The sequence below is a fragment of the Streptomyces sp. NPDC002779 genome (assembly GCF_042888685.1).
In the GTDB taxonomy this organism is placed as follows: Bacteria; Actinomycetota; Actinomycetes; order Streptomycetales; family Streptomycetaceae; genus Streptomyces.
Map to the genome: position 1 here is coordinate 196,121 of NZ_JBIAQC010000003.1, position 16,873 is coordinate 212,993.

Genomic DNA, 16,873 nt, shown 5'->3' on the forward strand with positions numbered 1-16,873 from the left:
ATGGCGCCCAACCGGACATCCGCCGGTTTCCCGGCCGGACGGACTAGCCGGTCGAGTCCGCGCCGCCGAATAGTCCGCCGTTGCCGTTCCCATTGCCGTTTCCGCCGGGATCACCGGTGTCCGTCGGCGACGGAGACGTGGTCACCTCTCCGCCCGTGCCACCGGTGTCCGTGCCTCCGTCGTCCTCGCACCAGCCCCACTGGCAGGTCTCGCTCGTGGACGGCGTCGGAGAGGGCTCCGTCTGGCTGGGCGTCGGGGTCGGCGTCGGGCTGGGTTCCTGCGTCTCGCTGACCGTGGGAGTCGGCGTCGGCTCCGGGATGTCGTTGATGACCTCACCGATGGGCTCCGGGGTGGGGAAGGCCTTGGCCGGCTCTCCCTTCAGCGCCTGTTCCATGTAGTCCTGCCAGATCTCGGCCGGGAACGAAGAGCCGTGGATCGACTGCTGGCCACCGGTGCCGTACATCTTCAGGAACCTGCGGTTCTTGATCTTCTCGTCGTCGGGGTAACGGAACATGCTGATCGCGGTCGACAACTGCGGGGTGTACCCGACGAACCACGCCGACCTGTTGCCGTCGGTGGTACCGGTCTTGCCGGCCACCTCACGGCCGGTCAGCTGGGCGCTTGTACCCGTACCCTTCTCGACCACGGTCTTCAGGACGTCGGTGACGTTGTCGGCCACCTGCGCGGTGAAGGCCTGCTCCGTCTTGCCCTTGTGCCGGAAGACCGTGCCCTTCTCACTCTTGACCTCCGTCACGGAGAACGGCTCACGCTTCTTGCCGCTGGCCGCGAACGTGGCGTACGAGCCCGCCATGCGGATCGCGCTTGGTTCGGAGATGCCGATCGAGAAGGAGGGGAAGGTCGTACCCGTCAGGGTGTCCTCCCTGATGCCCGCGTCGACGGCGGCCTCCTTCACCTTGTCCAGACCGACGTCCATGCCGAGCTGCACAAAGGCGGAGTTCGCCGAGAACTGCATCGCGGTGCGCAGGTCGACCTGGTAGTTCGGCGGCTCGCCGAGCGACTCGTCGCCGTCGTTGGCCTGGAGCCACTCCTTGCCCTTGTCGTCGTGCCAGACGGTCCCGTCGTAGTTCTTGATCTTGAGAGCGTGCTGGCCGCTGTACAGGCTCTTCGGGGACACCTTGGTCCGCTCGTCCTGTGCCTGCTCCGCTGGGCCCTCGGGATCACGGACACCCCACTTCATGGCGGCCGCGAGGACGAAGGGCTTGAACGTCGAGCCGACCTGGGCACCGGTGACGTCGGCGTTGTTGGTGAAGTGCTTGGTCGCGTCCTCACCGCCGTAGATCGCCCGGATGGCACCCGTCTCCGGGTCCACCGAAGCCCCGCCGAACTGGACGTGAGTGTCCTTCGAGCGCTTCTTGGGGTCGATGTTCTCCTTCAGGACCTTCTTGACCGCGGCCTCGAGCGCCTTGACCTTCTTCTTGTCGAAGGTCGTGTAGATCGAGTAGCCGCCCTGCTGGAGGTTCTCGGCGGTGATGTTCGTGTTGTTGATCACGTACGCCTTGGCGAGGTCGACGAGGTAGCCGACCTGGCCGCTCAGCGCGGTGTTCGACCGAGGGTTCTGGTACGCCGGGAGCTCCGTGTACTTGGCCCGGGTCGCAGCGTCGAGGTGGCCGTACTCGACCATCTTGTCCAGTGTGTCCTGCATCTGGATCTTGGCCCGCTTGCGGTTCGCCTCGGGCGTGGCGGCCGGGTCGATGGAGGTCGCGCCGGCCGGGTCGTAGTAGGTGGCGCCCTTCAGCATGGCGGCCAGGAAGGCGCACTGGCCGGGGCTCAGGTCGACCGAGTCCTTGTTGAAGTAGGCCCGCGAGGCCGCCTGGATGCCGTAGGCGCCGCGGCCGTAGTACGCGGAGTTCAGGTAGCCGGCCATGATCTCGTCCTTGGGCAGCTTGGCGCCCACCTTGATCGAGACGAAGATCTCCTGGAACTTGCGGGAGATCGTCTGCGACTGGTCGTCCAGCATCGCGTTCTTGACGTACTGCTGGGTGATGGTCGAGCCACCCTGCGTCTCGCCACCCCTGGCCATGTTGAGCACGGCGCGGGCGATGCCCTTGGGGTCGATGCCGCTGTCGGTGTAGAAAGTCTTGTTCTCCTGGGAGATGACCGCGTTACGCATCTCCTCGGGGATCTGCTCCAGACTGACGATCTGACGGTTGGTCTCGCCACCCGTGGCGACCATCTGGGAGCCGTCGGCCCAGTAGAAGACGTTGTTCTGCGCCTCGGCGGTCTTGGCCACGTCGGGGACGCCCACCATGGCGTAGCCGATGCCGGCGATGGCCACCAGGCTGCCGAAGAAGCCCACGCACAGGCCGGACACGAGCTTCCAGGACGGCACCCAGCGCTGCCAGCCGTACTTGCCCGCGCGCGGGTAGTCGATGATCCGCTTCTTGACGGGTCCGGTGGCCCGGCCGCGGCCCCTCCCCGGACCGCCGGGAACACCCCGGCCGGGCTCGGCCGCTCTCCGGCGGCCACCCCCACTCCTCTGGGCCGCGCGGCGGGCCTCGGCGCGACCGCCGTACGGACGCTCCTCACCACCCGGACCGTACGACTCCGACCCGTGGGAACTCGTCCCATAGGAGTCGGCGGGTGACCCGGTGGCGCCTCGCGGTGCCGCGCGGCGGCCGGAGGACGAGCCGGACTGGCCGCGTCGGGCCGCGGCACGTCCACCTCCCTGCGGCGGCTGCGACGGTTTGCGACGGTGCTCGCTCATCGAACGACTACTCCTCGGGCAGGCGCACCCGTGTGACGCGCCTGGAAACGGCGGCAGGTTTCCGGTCCCCCCGAAGTACGGATGCGGGCGCTCCCGCATTCACCCGTACTGCACCGGGGACGACGACGCCCCCAGACGTCACTTGGTTCCCGGTGGTGTGCATGGCGCACAGACTACGCACCGTCAAAACCCGCCGAGCCCCGAAGTTCACCCCAAATCAGGCAACTCGCATCCCATGAATCAGTGATGTGATCCCGTTCACCTTTTCCCCTCTTGTCGCATGCGGGAGGCCGTTCTATCGTCATGATGTATCGAGTCGATACATCAGCGCGAGATAAGACGAGGAGGCGAGCGGATGAGCCGGCGTTCCGGGATCCTTGAGTTCGCCGTCCTCGGCCTGCTCCGCGAATCCCCGATGCACGGCTACGAGCTGCGCAAACGACTCAATACGTCACTGGGCGTGTTCCGAGCGTTCAGCTACGGAACCCTCTACCCCTGCCTCAAGACGCTGGTCGCCAACGGCTGGTTGATCGAGGAGCCGGGGAGCGCCCCCGAGGACGCCCTCGCAGCGTCCCTCGCCGGCCGCCGCGCCAAGATCGTCTACCGGTTGACGGCGGAAGGTAAGGAGCACTTCGAGGACCTGCTCTCCCAGACCGGCCCCGACGCGTACGAGGACGAGCACTTCGCCGCTCGGTTCGCCTTCTTCGGGCAGACCTCGCGCGATGTCCGCATGCGCGTGCTGGAGGGCCGCCGCAGCCGCCTGGAGGAGCGTCTGGAGAAGATGCGCGCCTCCTTGGCGCGCACCAGGGAGCGCCTCGACGACTACACGCTTGAGCTCCAGCGCCACGGAATGGAATCCGTGGAGCGCGAAGTGCGCTGGCTGAACGAGCTCATCGAGAGCGAGCGGGCCGGGAGGGACCTCAAGGGGTCCGCCACCGGGGGACCCGCTCAGCAGGACACCACATCTGGAGCGACGGGCGGCCTGCCCCGTCCCGGGGACGACCCCGGGACGGATACGCCCGACGACACCGCCACGTGAGAGCTCGCTTTGGGCCTCACTCGTACACACAGGGAGCAACCGGAATGGGTTCGGTTCGCGTAGCCATCGTCGGCGTGGGCAACTGCGCCGCATCGCTGGTGCAGGGCGTCGAGTACTACAAGGACGCCGACCCGGCGTCCAAGGTCCCGGGCCTGATGCATGTGCAGTTCGGCGACTACCACGTCGGTGACGTCGAGTTCGTCGCCGCCTTCGACGTCGACGCGAAGAAGGTCGGCCTCGACCTCTCGGACGCCATCGGTGCCAGCGAGAACAACACCATCAAGATCTGCGACGTCCCGAACAAGGGCGTCACGGTCCAGCGCGGTCACACCCTGGACGGTCTCGGCAAGTACTACCGCGAGACCATCGAGGAGTCCGCCGAGGAGCCGGTCGACGTCGTCCAGATCCTCAAGGACCGTCAGGTGGACGTCCTCGTCTGCTACCTGCCCGTCGGTTCCGAGGACGCGGCGAAGTTCTACGCCCAGTGCGCCATCGACGCCAAGGTCGCCTTCGTCAACGCCCTCCCGGTCTTCATCGCCGGCACCAAGGAGTGGGCGGACAAGTTCACCGAGGCCGGCGTCCCGATCGTCGGTGACGACATCAAGTCGCAGGTCGGCGCCACCATCACGCACCGCGTGATGGCGAAGCTGTTCGAGGACCGCGGTGTCCGTCTCGAGCGCACCATGCAGCTCAACGTGGGCGGCAACATGGACTTCAAGAACATGCTGGAGCGCGACCGCCTCGAGTCCAAGAAGATCTCGAAGACGCAGGCCGTCACCTCGCAGATCCCCGACCGCGACATGGGCGAGAAGAACGTCCACATCGGCCCGTCGGACTACGTGGCCTGGCTGGACGACCGCAAGTGGGCGTACGTCCGCCTCGAGGGCCGCGCCTTCGGTGACGTCCCGCTGAACCTGGAGTACAAGCTCGAGGTCTGGGACTCCCCGAACTCCGCGGGTGTCATCATCGACGCCCTGCGCGCCGCGAAGATCGCCAAGGACCGCGGCATCGGCGGTCCGATCCTCTCCGCGTCGAGCTACTTCATGAAGTCCCCGCCGGTCCAGTACTTCGACGACGAGGCGTACGCCAACGTCGAGAAGTTCATCAAGGGCGAGGTCGAGCGCTAAGAAGGCTCGCGAGCTGCTCCTGCCAGGGCCGCGAAGGGTCCCCGGGTCGTACGGCCCGGGGACCTTCCCGTATGTGAGGCTGAGCCCCATGTCCGTCGCCCGCGACCTGCGCGTCCTGCTGCGTTTCGGCAACTTCAGGCGTCTGCTCGCCCTCCGGCTGCTCTCCCAGGGCGCCGACGGCGTCTACCAGGTCGCGCTCGCCACCTACGTCGTCTTCTCCCCCGAGAAACAGACCTCGGCCGCCGCGATCGCCTCCGCGATGGCGGTCCTGCTCCTGCCGTACTCCCTCGTCGGCCCCTTCGCCGGCGTTCTCCTGGACCGCTGGCGGCGCCGCCAGGTCTTCCTCTACGGCAGCCTGCTGCGCGCCCTGCTGGCGACGGCGACGGCCGTGCTGATGCTCAGCCCCGTCCCGGACTGGCTCTTCTACGTCTCCGCCCTGTGCGTCACCGCCGTCAACCGCTTCGTCCTCTCCGGGCTGTCCGCCTCCCTTCCGCGCGTCGTCGACGACGAGCGCCTGGTGATGGCCAACTCCCTGTCCCCGACGGCCGGAACCCTCGCCGCGACCGTGGGCGGCGGCCTCGCCTTCGTCGTACGGCTGCTGGTGTCGGACTCCGACGCGGCGGTCGTGCTGCTCGGCGCTGCCCTGTACCTGTGCGCGGCGCTGGCGTCGCTGAGGATGCCCCGCGATCTGCTGGGACCCGACCGGGAGTTGGTGCAGCCCGGCCTGCGGACGGCGCTCGCCGGAACCGCGCGCGATCTGGTGGCGGGAGTACGGCATCTGGCCACCCCCGCACGCCGGGAGGCGGCGTGGGCGCTCGGCGCGATGACCCTGATGCGCTTCTGCTACGGCGCTCTGCTGGTCATGCTGCTGATGCTGTGCCGGTACGCCTACTCCACGACCACCGACGACGGACTCGCCCTGCTGGGAGTGGCGTTGGGCGTCTCCGGCGCCGGCTTCTTCACTGCGGCCGTCCTGACGCCCTGGGCGGCCCGGCGGCTCGGTCCCGGCCGCTGGATCGTCGTGTGCGCCGGCCTGGCGGCGGTACTGGAGCCCGCGCTGGGGCTGCCGTTCGCCGCGGCCCCCATGCTGGTGGCGGCGTTCGTCCTCGGGCTGATCACCCAGGGCGCCAAGATCGCCACGGACACCGTGGTCCAGTCCTCGGTAGACGACGGCTTCCGCGGCCGCGTCTTCTCCCTCTACGACGTCCTGTTCAACGTCGCCTTCGTCGGCGCCGCCGCAGTCGCGGCCCTGATACTGCCGCCGGACGGCCGCTCGGTGCCCCTGGTGATAACAGTCGCCGTTATCTACGGAGCGGTTGCGGTGACTATGGCCCGCTTTGAGCGCCGGTAAGTGTCACATCAATGCCACAGAGCCCCTCCTGGTTACAGGTGTGTCAGTGGGGCCCGATAACTTACGTGGGTCTTACGCGCGCTCCGGTCGCGCCATCAGCCATGTTCTTAGGGGGACCCCCAAGTGACCACTCCGCCGCCGCCCCAGGGCCAGAACCCGTTCGCTCAGGGTCAGAACCCGTACGCCCAGCCCCAGGGCCAGGCTCCGTACCCGCAGCAGCCGGGCTTCCCGCAGCAGGGTGCGGCCCCCTACGCGCCGGTTCCGCCGGAGCAGCCGCGTCGCAAGCTCAGCTTCAAGACGATCAAGAACATCGTCATCGGTGTGGCCGTCGTCTCGGTCGTCGTCGGCGGCTTCATAGCGAGCCGGGACGACGCGGCCACGGCGAAGGTCGGGGACTGCATGAGCATCTCGGACCCGGACAGCACGACCGACCCGGGCCTGGAGGTCGTGGACTGCGGTGACTCCAAGGCCGCGTACAAGGTCGAGGACAAGAAGGACGGCACCACGGCCGGCTGCGACCGCACCAAGTACTCGGAGTACACCGAGACCGGTGGCAGCGACGACTTCACGCTCTGCCTGTCGGACTACACGTCCAAGTAGTCCCTCGCTCAAGCCGAAGGGGCGGTGTTTCACGTGAAACACCGCCCCTCTCGCGTGCCCGGGGTCATGTTTCACGTGAAACATGACCCCGTTTCACAGCTTCATCCCTGCTCCGCCTCGGCCCACCACTCCTTGAGTGCGGTCACCGCCTCGTCGCGCTCCATCGGGCCGTTCTCCAGCCGCAGCTCCAGCATGTGCTGGTAGGCGCGACCGATCACCGGGCCCGGGCCGACGCCCAGGATCTGCATGATGTCGTTGCCGTCGAGGTCCGGACGGATCGCGTCCAGCTCCTCCTGCTCCTGGAGCTGGGCGATCCGGTCCTCCAGACCGTCGTACGCCCGGGAGAGCGCGGCGGCCTTGCGCTTGTTGCGGGTGGTGCAGTCCGAGCGGGTCAGCTTGTGCAGCCGGTCCAGCAGCGGGCCGGCGTCCCGGACATAGCGACGGACCGCGGAGTCCGTCCACTCCCCGGTGCCGTAACCGTGGAAGCGCAGGTGGAGTTCGACCAGCCGCGAGACGTCCTTCACCAGGTCGTTGGAGTACTTCAGGGCCGTCATCCGCTTCTTGGTCATCTTCGCGCCGACCACCTCGTGGTGGTGGAACGAGACCCGGCCGTCCTTCTCGAAGCGCCGGGTGCGCGGCTTGCCGATGTCATGCAGCAGGGCGGCCAGCCGGAGGGTCAGGTCGGGACGGCTCTCCTCCAGGGCCATCGCCTGCTCCAGGACGATCAGCGTGTGCTCGTACACGTCCTTGTGCCGGTGGTGCTCGTCGCTCTCCAGCCGCAGGGCCGGCAGCTCGGGCAGCACCCGCTCGGCGAGCCCGGTGTCGACGAGCAGGGTCAGCCCCTTCCGGGGTTGGGCGGAGAGGATCAGCTTGTTCAGCTCGTCCCGCACCCGCTCGGCCGAGACAATCTCGATGCGCTCGGACATCTCGTGCATGGCCGTGACGACCTCGGGGGCCACCTCGAAGTCGAGCTGCGCCGCGAACCGCGCGGCGCGCATCATCCGCAGCGGATCGTCGGAGAAGGACTCCTCGGGCGTGCCCGGGGTGCGCAGTACACGCTCCGCCAGGTCACCGAGACCGCCGTGCGGGTCGATGAACTCCTTCTCCGGCAGCGCGACGGCCATGGCGTTCACCGTGAAGTCACGGCGGACCAGATCCTGCTCGATGGAGTCGCCGTACGACACCTCGGGCTTGCGCGAGGTCCGGTCGTAGGCCTCCGACCGGTAGGTGGTGACCTCGATCTGGTAGCCGTCCTTCTGCGCCCCCACCGTGCCGAAGGCGATCCCGACCTCCCACACGGCGTCCGCCCACGGGCGCACGATCGTGAGGACGTCCTCGGGGCGGGCGTCCGTGGTGAAGTCGAGGTCATTGCCGAGCCGGCCGAGCAGTGCGTCCCGTACCGACCCGCCGACCAGGGCGAGTGAGAACCCGGCCTCCTGGAAGCGGCGGGCGAGTTCGTCGGCGACTGGAGCGACCCGCAGCAGTTCACTCACCGCGCGGTGCTGCACCTGGCTCAGGACGCTGAGGTTGTCTTCGTTGGCGTTCGGCACAACAAAAGAGGGTACGTGGCCGCACCCGCCGCCAGCGCCTCCATTAAACGTGCACAGACCCGCTCCCCTTTATACGGGCACATACGGGACAGCCGGAGCGCACGAGCCGATCTTGTGGCGCAGTCCGCGGCACTTCCCCTCAGCGCGCATCGTTACCATGCGTGGACGCACATTCCGACGACCACTGACGACGACGAGGGACGGGCGAGCGCGTGGCCGAGGCGGCAGACTTCCAGGGGACCAGTGCCTCACCTGCCCGCCGCTGGCTGCGGCGCACCGGGGCACTGCTCGCCGGTGCCCCCCTGCTGGCGGGGCTGCTGCAGCTGCCCGCCGCGTCACCCGCCCAGGCCGCCGGCATCGACGAGACGGTCGCTGTCTCCGTCGACTCCCTCACCCCGAGCGTCCCCACGGACGGCGACACGCTGACCGTGTCCGGCACGGTGACGAACAACGGCAGGCAGACGGTCACCGACGCCCAGGTGGACCTGCGCGTGGGCCAGGAGCTGAACACCCGCTCCGGCATCGACACCGCCGCCAAGGCCACCGGCCACCAGCCGGGCAGCGACGGGGAACCGGTCGGCGGAAAGTACGTCGAGGAGTTCTCCACGCTCACTCCGGGCGTCGCCCAGCCCTTCACCATCTCCGTGCCGGTCGACGAGCTCGACCTGGGCGACAACGGCATCTACCAGGTCGCGGTCTCGCTGTCCGGCCAGACCGCCGCTCAGCCGTGGCCGCAGGTGCTCGGCATCCAGCGGACCTTCCTGCCGTGGCTGCCCGACGGGCCCGACGCCCAGACCAGGACGACCGTGCTGTGGCCGCTGATCTCCACCGCCCACATGACGGCGCAGACCGGGTCGAACGAGTCGCAGACGCCGGTCTTCCGCGACAACGACCTCGCCAAGGAGCTCGCGCCGGGCGGCCGCCTGGAGCAGATGGTCTCCCTCGGCAAGGATCTCGACGTCACCTGGGTGGTCGATCCGGACCTGCTGGCCTCCGTCGACGCCATGACCCGCAGCTACCGCGTCCAGGGCGAGGGCGACACCACCACCGCCGGCACCCGCGCCGACCAGGAGCTCGCCAAGCGGTGGCTCGTCGGGCTCCAGGACGCGGTGGCCGACAACGAGGTCGTCGCGCTGCCCTTCGCCGACCCCGACCTGGCGTCCCTCGCCCACAACGGCACGGCCGTCACCGGCTCGCTCGGCCACCTCAAGGAGGCGACCGACGTCGCCGCCGACACCGTCGGCTCGATCCTCCACGTGGAGCCGACCACCGACTTCGCCTGGCCGGTGGACGGCGCCGTGGACCCGTCCATCGTGAAGGTCGCCACCTCGGCCGGGGCGGACAAGGTGATCGCGCGCAGCGACAGCCTGGACGAGACGGCGGGCCTGACCTACACGCCCTCCGCGGCCCGCCCCATCGGCGGCGGCACGACGGCGGTGGTCGCGGACGCCAGGCTGTCCACCCTGTTCCAGAGCGACATGACGAGGGCGTCCGCCTCGACGCTCGCCGTCCAGCGGTTCCTGGCCCAGAGCCTGGCGCTGAACCTCCAGACGGACGAGGAACGCAGCATCGTCGTCGCCCCGCAGCGCATGCCGACGGGCGCCCAGGCCCGGGCGCTGGCGGAGGCGCTGACCGCCCTCCAGGACGGCGGCTGGACCGAGTCCCAGGACCTCACCGAGGCCGCCGCGGCCAAGCCGGACCCGGACGCCACGACCACGGTCCCGGCAGCGTCCGCCTACCCCTCCGCGCTGCGCAAGCAGGAGCTCCAGCGGTCGGCCTTCGAGCAGATCGCGGCCACCCAGAACAAGCTCGGCAAGTTCAAGGTCATCCTCAACAACGAGTCCCGGGTCGTGACCCCCTTCGGTCGCGCCATGAACCGTGAGATGTCCACGTCGTGGCGCGGTCGCGGCACGGATGCGGTGGTGTACCGCAACGACGTGGAGGCGTACCTGGAATCCCTGGCCGGCCAGGTCACGCTGATCGAGAAGTCCGAGACGAAGCTGTCCGGCCGCAGCGCCACGATCCCCGTGACCGTGCAGAACAACCTGGTCCAGGGCGTCGACAACCTGGTCCTGAGACTCACCTCGACCAGCCCCAGGCGCCTGAAAATCGGCGGCTACGCCTACGAGGAGCAGCCGGTCACGGTCTCGGGCGGGCACAGCCAGACGGTGAAGTTCACCACCTCCGCCGAGGCCAACGGCCGGGCCGAGGTGATCGCCCAGCTCTACACCGAGGACGGGCAGAAGTACGGCGACCCCGTGAAGTTCGATGTGCGGGTCACCGAGTTCACCGCGACGGTGATGCTGGTCATCGGCGGCGGCTTCCTCCTCCTGGTCCTCGCCGGCTTCCGGATGTACACGCAGCGCAAGCGTGCCGCCCGCGAGCCGCGCGAGACCGGCCCCGAGGAGATCGCCACCGTCCCGGAGAACCCCGAGGGCGCCGAGGACCGTCCTGTGGAGGAGTCCGCAACCGGTGCCGGGGCAGGCGAGTATGAGCAGCCGAGTGACCCGGCAGCGGACACCCCAGTGGAAAGCGCCGACCCGTCCGGCACGGGTGAGAGAGTGGACCGTTGAGGATGTCGTGGCCGGTGGGCCGGGGACGATGAGGTGGGGTAACCATGAACGCGCCGTACGACGGTGACCGCGGCCAGGCCGCGGGCAGCTCGGGCTACCCCGACGGCCCGCCGCCCGAGCAGGGCCAGGTACCGCCGCAGCCCCCGGCGGACATGTACCTCCAGGACGCCTACGAGCAGGACCCCTACCGGGCCCAGGACCTCTCGGCCCAGGACCCGGTCGCCGAGGCGCTCTACGACCGCGCCGCGCACCCCCCGCCGCCCCCGGGCAGCTACGCGCCGCAGCAGCCGCTGTACGCCCAGCCCCAGCAGTCCCCCTACGCGCCCGACCCGAACGTGTGGGCCCAGACCCCGGCGCCCGAGCCGGACGGCGCCACCCAGTACCTGCCGTACGGCGACGACCCGCGCACCACGCAGTACGTGGGCGTGGACGACCTGGTCACGCACTCCTCCGACGAGCGCCACGAGCCCGACGCCTTCGCCCACCTGTTCAGGGACCAGCAGCAGGGCTCCACCCCGCCGTACGAGCAGCCGTCGGTGCCGGGCCAGGCGCCGGAGCCGGGGCCGTACCAGCAGCCGCAGAAGCCCGCCCCGTCGCCGACCGACGCGACCATGAACCTCGGCACCGCGCCCGTCCCGCCGCCGGCCTCACCGCCTCCCGTACCCGCTGCCAGGAGGGGCGGGAAGGCCGGGGGCCTGCTGAAGTCGAGCGCGGTGATGGCGGCGGGCACCATGGTGTCCCGGCTCACCGGGTTCATCCGCTCGGCGATGATCGTGTCCGCTCTCGGTGTGGGCCTGCTCGGCGACACCTTCCAGGTCGCCTACCAGCTGCCCACGATGATCTACATCCTGACCGTCGGCGGCGGCCTCAACTCCGTCTTCGTGCCGCAGCTGGTGCGCGCCATGAAGAACGACGAGGACGGCGGCGAGGCGTACGCGAACCGCCTGCTGACGCTGGTGATGGTGGCGCTCGCCGCACTCACCGCCCTCGCGATGCTCGCCGCGCCGCTCCTGGTGAGCGCCCTGTCGACGAAGGTCGCCAACGACCCCGCCGCCAACGACGTGGCGGTCACCTTCACCCGCTTCTTCCTGCCCTCGATCTTCTTCATGGGCGTCCACGTGGTGATGGGCCAGATCCTCAACGCCCGCGGCAGGTTCGGCGCGATGATGTGGACGCCGGTCCTGAACAACGTGGTCATCATCGTGACCCTCGGCATGTTCCTGTGGGTGTACGGCACCGCGGAGCGCTCCGGCATGGCGGTCACCAGCATCCCGCCGGAGGGCCAGCGGCTCCTCGGCCTCGGTGTGCTGCTCGGCCTGGTCGTCCAGGCCCTGGCGATGATCCCCTACCTGCGCGAGACGGGCTTCCGGCCGCGGCTGCGCTTCGACTGGAAGGGCCACGGTCTCGGCAAGGCGGCGATGCTCGCCAAGTGGACCATCCTGTTCGTCCTGGCCAACCAGGCGGGTGCGCTCGTCGTCACCCAGCTGTCCACCGCCGCCGGCGTCAATGCCGACGTCGACGGAACCGGCTTCGCCGCCTACGCCAACGCCCAGCTCATCTGGGGCCTGCCGCAGGCCATCATCACCGTCTCGCTGATGGCCGCCCTGCTGCCGCGCCTCTCGCGCTCGGCGGCCGAGGGCGACCAAGGTGCCGTCCGCGACGACATCTCCCAGGGCCTGCGGACGACGGCCGTCGCGATCGTTCCCATCGCCTTCGGTTTCGTGGCCCTCGGCATCCCGATGTGCACGCTGATGTTCGGCACCTCGGGCACCAGCGAGGCCACCAACATGGGCTTCATGCTGATGGCCTTCGGCCTCGGCCTGATCCCGTACTCCGTGCAGTACGTGGTGCTGCGCGCCTTCTACGCCTACGAGGACACCCGGACCCCCTTCTACAACACGGTCATCGTGGCGGCCGTCAACGCGGTCGCCTCGGCCGTCTGCTTCTTCGTCCTCCCGGCCCGCTGGGCCGTCGTCGGCATGGCAGCCTCGTACGGCCTGGCCTACGCGATCGGCGTCGGCGTCGCCTGGGCCCGGCTGCGCAAGAAGCTGGGCGGTGACCTGGACGGCGCACGGGTGATGCGGACGTACGCCAGGCTCTGCATCGCCTCGATCCCGGCCGCGCTGCTCAGCGGTGCGGCCTGCTACGGCATCGCCCAGAGCCTCGGCCAGGGCGCCCTCGGCTCCTTCGCCGCCCTGCTGGCCGGCGGAGCCGTCCTGCTCGGGATCTTCTTCGTCTTCGCCCGCAAGATGCGGATCGAGGAGCTCAACTCGCTGGTCGGCATGGTCCGCGGGCGTCTGGGGCGCTGAGGCGGGGGTACGCGCACAACCATCGTCCGCCACCGCGTGTCGTGCATTGCGGCGGACTGTGGGCACAATTGGTTTCGGCGTCTGGAGCGCCCAACGGATGGGGAGGCAGGAGCGACGGTGGCAGAACGGAGCACGGCTGCCGTCGACGTGGCAGACAACAGCGGCGACGAGCCGCTGACCGCTCAGGCGGACCAGTCCACGGCCGACGGGGTGGCCCAGAATCGGGAGCGGGACACGGACACCGACGAGGCACAGGGGAGTGGCGGGACCGAGGGTTCCGGGAAGGCCTCACCGCCCGAACTGCACAGCGGTCACAAGCTCGCCAGACGTTACCGGCTCGAGGAGTGCGTCACCCGTTTGGACGGGTTCAGCAGTTGGCGTGCGGTGGACGAGAAACTGCGGCGTGCCGTCGGCGTCCACATCCTGCCCGCCGACCACTCACGGGCCCGCTCCGTGCTGGCCGCCGCCCGCTCCTCCGCGCTGCTCGGTGACCCGCGTTTCGTCCAGGTGCTGGACGCCGTCGAGGAGAACGACGTCGTCTACGTCGTCCACGAGTGGCTGCCCGACGCCACCGAGCTGACCACCCTGCTCTCCGCCGGTCCGCTGGAGCCGTACGACGGCTACCAGATGGTCTCCCAGGTCGCCGCCGCCATGGCCGCCGCGCACCGGGAGGGCCTCGCGCATCTGCGGCTGAACCCGAACGCGGTGCTGCGTACCTCGACCGGTCAGTGGCGCATCCGCGGACTGGCCGTCAACGCCGCCCTGCGCGGCATCAGTTCGGAGACCCCACAGCGCGCCGACACCGAAGCGATCGGGGCCCTGCTGTACGCGGGGCTCACCCAGCGCTGGCCGTACGAGAACGACGCCTACGGTCTGACCGGGCTGCCCAAGGACATCGGTCTGATCGCGCCCGACCAGGTGCGGGCCGGTGTGCACCGCGGGCTGTCCGAGCTGGCCATGCGCGCGCTCGTCAACGACGGCGCGACCGCCTCCCGCCACGAGTCCCCGTGCACCACGCCGGAGGAACTGGTCAAGGCGATCAGCGAGATGCCCCGCATCCGCCCGCCGGAGCCGGCGTTCACCGCACCGCCGGACTACCAGCACACGACGTACCAGCAGGGCACCTACGGCCGCCAGTCCCCGCACCCCGGCGCCGTCCAGCCGGTCCCGACCCCGCCGCCCCCGCTCCAGAGCCGCACCGGCAGGGCCCTGAAGTGGGCCGTCTCCGCGCTGCTCATCGCCGCCCTGGGCCTGGGCAGTTGGCAACTGGCCGACGCCCTCATGGACCAGGGCAACAAGGCGGAGGACACCAACCAGACGCAGACGACCGACGGGAACGACAAGAGCCCGAAGAAGCCGACGGCAGGCAAGCCGATCGCCATCCAGGAGGCTCATGACTTCGACCCGCTCGGCGACGACGGTACCGAGTACCCGGCGGACGTGTACAAGGTCTACGACGCCGACCCGGCGTCGTTCTGGCAGACCAGCTTCTACGGGAACGCCACCTTCGGGAACCTGAAGCCGGGCGTCGGCGTCATCCTCGACCTCGGCAAGGCCCAGCGGGTCGGCAAGGTGACCGTCTCCTTCATGGGCAGTACATCTGTCGAACTCCGTGCCGCTTCCAGCAGCACCGGTGCGGTGCCGACGTCCTTGGAGAGCTACGCCAAGGTGGCCGAGGGTTCGGGCACGACGGTGACGCTCAAGCCGGGCAAGAGCCTCAACTCCCGGTACCTGCTGGTGTGGCTGACCGAGCTGCCGATACAGGCGGACGACGGCAAGTGGCGCGGCAGGGTCATGGACATCAAGGTGACCGGCTGAGGCTGGAGGGGAGGGGGTCCGATGGCGGACAGCACCGCACTCGCCGACGCTAGCGATCAGGACCTCCTGGCCCGCCACGTAGAGGGCGACCCCGACGCCTTCGCCGAACTCGTGCGCCGCCATCGCGACCGGCTCTGGGCCGTGGCCCTGCGGACGCTCGGCGACCGCGAGGAGGCCGCTGACGCTGTTCAGGACGCGCTGGTCTCCGCCTACCGCGCCGCCCACACCTTCCGGGGCCAGTCGGCCGTCACGACCTGGCTGCACCGGATCACGGTGAACGCCTGTCTCGACCGGGCCCGTAAAGCGGCCTCCCGCAAGACCTCCCCCGTCGACGACACCGAGCGGCTCGAACAGCTCCTGGAGCCGCATGAGTCGGCCGCCGCGCCGGCCGAGCGGAACGATCTGCATCGGCAGTTGCTGGAAGCCCTCGCCACGCTCCCGCCCGATCAGCGGGCTGCGCTCGTTCTCGTCGACATGCAGGGCTACCCCGTCGCCGAGGCCGCCCGCATCCTCGACGTCCCCACCGGCACCGTGAAGAGCCGCTGTGCACGGGGCAGAGCCAGACTGCTGCCGCTGCTCACCCATCTGCGGCCGGGAAACACCGGCAAGGAAGCGCGCGAGGGGCGGAACCGTGCGGAGGGGACATCCGTCCCACCGGCAGCGGCCCCGCATGCCGCAGGTCCGGGCGACGCCGGGCCAAGTGATTCAGCTGCTGTGAAGGGCGGAGGTGGGCGAGCGTGACGTCGACGACAGACACGGCCGGGCACCCGGACGTCACCGAGCTCTCCGACCTCACCGAGGGCCTGCTTCCCGCGTCCCGCAGCGCGGACGTACGACAGCACCTCACGGGGTGCGACCTGTGCGCGGACGTCTACGCGTCCCTGGAGGAGATCCGCGGACTGCTGGGCACCCTGCCCGGACCCCCGCGGATGCCTGCCGACGTCGCCGGACGGATCGACGCCGCACTTGCCGCGGAGGCGCTGCTCGACGCCACGGCTCCGGAGGACGCGACGCCCTCGGTGCCGCTCGGCACGCCCCAGCGCTCCGACGACGAGGCGCGTGTTTCACGTGAAACATCGGTCACGGCGGACCGTCCCGCGGGCCACGCCCGCCCCTCGACCACGGGCCCCGGCCGCAAGGAGCGACGACGGGGCGGACGCCGTCGTATCGCCGTCCTCGGCACCGTCTTCACCGTGGCGGCCCTCGGACTCGGCTCCGTACTGCTCTCCTCGCTCCATGACGGATCCGACGGCGGGCCCGAGAGCGAGAGCAGGCAGGCCACCGCCTCGGACACCTTCGCCGCGAGCACCCTGGAACAACAGGTCGACGATCTCCTCGACGAGAAGACCACCGGCGACGGCCGGACACCGCTCAGCAGCATGGGCGTGGAATCCGTTCCCGGCTCCAAGGAGCCCCATGTCTTCAAGCAGCCGACGGTCCCCGGCTGCGTCCAGGACGGCATCGGGCGCAACGACACCGCCCTCGTGACCGAGGAAGGGATCTACCAGGGCACCGAGGCGCTGCTGGTGGTCCTGTCCGACCCGTCCGACTCGACGAAGGTCACCGCGTACATCGTGGACACGGCCTGCGTGAGTGACCCCTCCGTGGGCAAGGGCGACGTTCTGCTGACCCACACCTATACCCGCACCTCCTGAGCACCTGTTCCCAGGCGTGGACGCTTCGTCTCCGCCCTGCGTGGTAGGCGCTATGGTGTCGCCCCTTCGTGTGCCCGGACACAGCGGGAATGCGCGCCCCTTAGGATCCGTTGGGTGGGGTGAGAG

The 16,873-nt window shown here is 69.6% G+C and carries 11 protein-coding genes; 9 read left to right on the forward strand and 2 right to left on the reverse strand.

Going from position 1 to position 16,873, the window contains the following annotated elements; all coding sequences use genetic code 11:
- Nucleotides 1–43: 43 nt before the first annotated feature.
- A complete protein-coding gene (locus tag ACFYW5_RS10760) occupies nt 44–2,725 on the reverse strand; it encodes a transglycosylase domain-containing protein (protein WP_389416595.1) in 2,682 nt (893 codons plus the stop codon).
- A 355-nt stretch (nt 2,726–3,080) separates the two neighbouring features.
- Here ACFYW5_RS10760 and ACFYW5_RS10765 point away from each other — a divergent pair, with 355 nt between their 5' ends.
- The 4 genes from ACFYW5_RS10765 (at nt 3,081) to ACFYW5_RS10780 (ending at nt 6,842) form a co-directional block, all read left to right on the forward strand.
- Nucleotides 3,081–3,764 (forward strand): PadR family transcriptional regulator, encoded by a 684-nt coding sequence (locus ACFYW5_RS10765; protein WP_250073660.1) that lies wholly within the window; start codon nt 3,081–3,083, stop codon nt 3,762–3,764.
- Nucleotides 3,765–3,808: 44 nt separating this feature from the next.
- Nucleotides 3,809–4,891: an inositol-3-phosphate synthase gene (locus ACFYW5_RS10770; RefSeq protein WP_389416596.1), complete on the forward strand. Its 1,083-nt coding sequence runs from the start codon at nt 3,809–3,811 to the stop codon at nt 4,889–4,891.
- Nucleotides 4,892–4,979: 88 nt separating this feature from the next.
- Nucleotides 4,980–6,242, forward strand: coding sequence for an MFS transporter (locus ACFYW5_RS10775; protein ID WP_389416597.1), 1,263 nt, complete (start codon nt 4,980–4,982; stop codon nt 6,240–6,242).
- 123 nt (nt 6,243–6,365) lie between these two features.
- The gene (locus ACFYW5_RS10780; RefSeq protein WP_389416598.1) at nt 6,366–6,842 is read left to right on the forward strand and encodes a hypothetical protein; all 477 of its coding nucleotides are present in this window, start codon (nt 6,366–6,368) and stop codon (nt 6,840–6,842) included.
- A gap of 101 nt (nt 6,843–6,943) precedes the next feature.
- Here ACFYW5_RS10780 and ACFYW5_RS10785 read toward each other — a convergent pair whose 3' ends face one another.
- On the reverse strand, nt 6,944–8,392 hold the full coding sequence (locus ACFYW5_RS10785; protein WP_389416599.1) for a CCA tRNA nucleotidyltransferase: 1,449 nt from the start codon (nt 8,390–8,392) through the stop codon (nt 6,944–6,946).
- A 212-nt stretch (nt 8,393–8,604) separates the two neighbouring features.
- On the opposite strand from ACFYW5_RS10785, the gene ACFYW5_RS10790 reads away from it, so the two are divergent.
- The 5 genes from ACFYW5_RS10790 (at nt 8,605) to ACFYW5_RS10810 (ending at nt 16,747) form a co-directional block, all read left to right on the forward strand.
- Nucleotides 8,605–10,965 (forward strand): DUF6049 family protein, encoded by a 2,361-nt coding sequence (locus tag ACFYW5_RS10790; RefSeq protein WP_389416600.1) that lies wholly within the window; start codon nt 8,605–8,607, stop codon nt 10,963–10,965.
- 44 nt (nt 10,966–11,009) lie between these two features.
- Nucleotides 11,010–13,274 carry a murein biosynthesis integral membrane protein MurJ gene (gene murJ / locus ACFYW5_RS10795; protein ID WP_389416601.1) on the forward strand — a complete coding sequence of 755 codons (2,265 nt, stop codon included), beginning with the start codon at nt 11,010–11,012 and terminating at the stop codon, nt 13,272–13,274.
- A 117-nt stretch (nt 13,275–13,391) separates the two neighbouring features.
- Nucleotides 13,392–15,092 carry a protein kinase family protein gene (locus ACFYW5_RS10800; protein WP_389416602.1) on the forward strand — a complete coding sequence of 567 codons (1,701 nt, stop codon included), beginning with the start codon at nt 13,392–13,394 and terminating at the stop codon, nt 15,090–15,092.
- Between the two features lie 21 nt (nt 15,093–15,113).
- The gene (gene sigM / locus ACFYW5_RS10805; protein WP_389416603.1) at nt 15,114–15,833 is read left to right on the forward strand and encodes an RNA polymerase sigma factor SigM; all 720 of its coding nucleotides are present in this window, start codon (nt 15,114–15,116) and stop codon (nt 15,831–15,833) included.
- Nucleotides 15,830–16,747: an anti-sigma factor family protein gene (locus ACFYW5_RS10810; RefSeq protein WP_389416604.1), complete on the forward strand. Its 918-nt coding sequence runs from the start codon at nt 15,830–15,832 to the stop codon at nt 16,745–16,747. Before sigM ends, ACFYW5_RS10810 begins: the two co-directional genes overlap by 4 nt.
- Nucleotides 16,748–16,873: the final 126 nt, after the last annotated feature.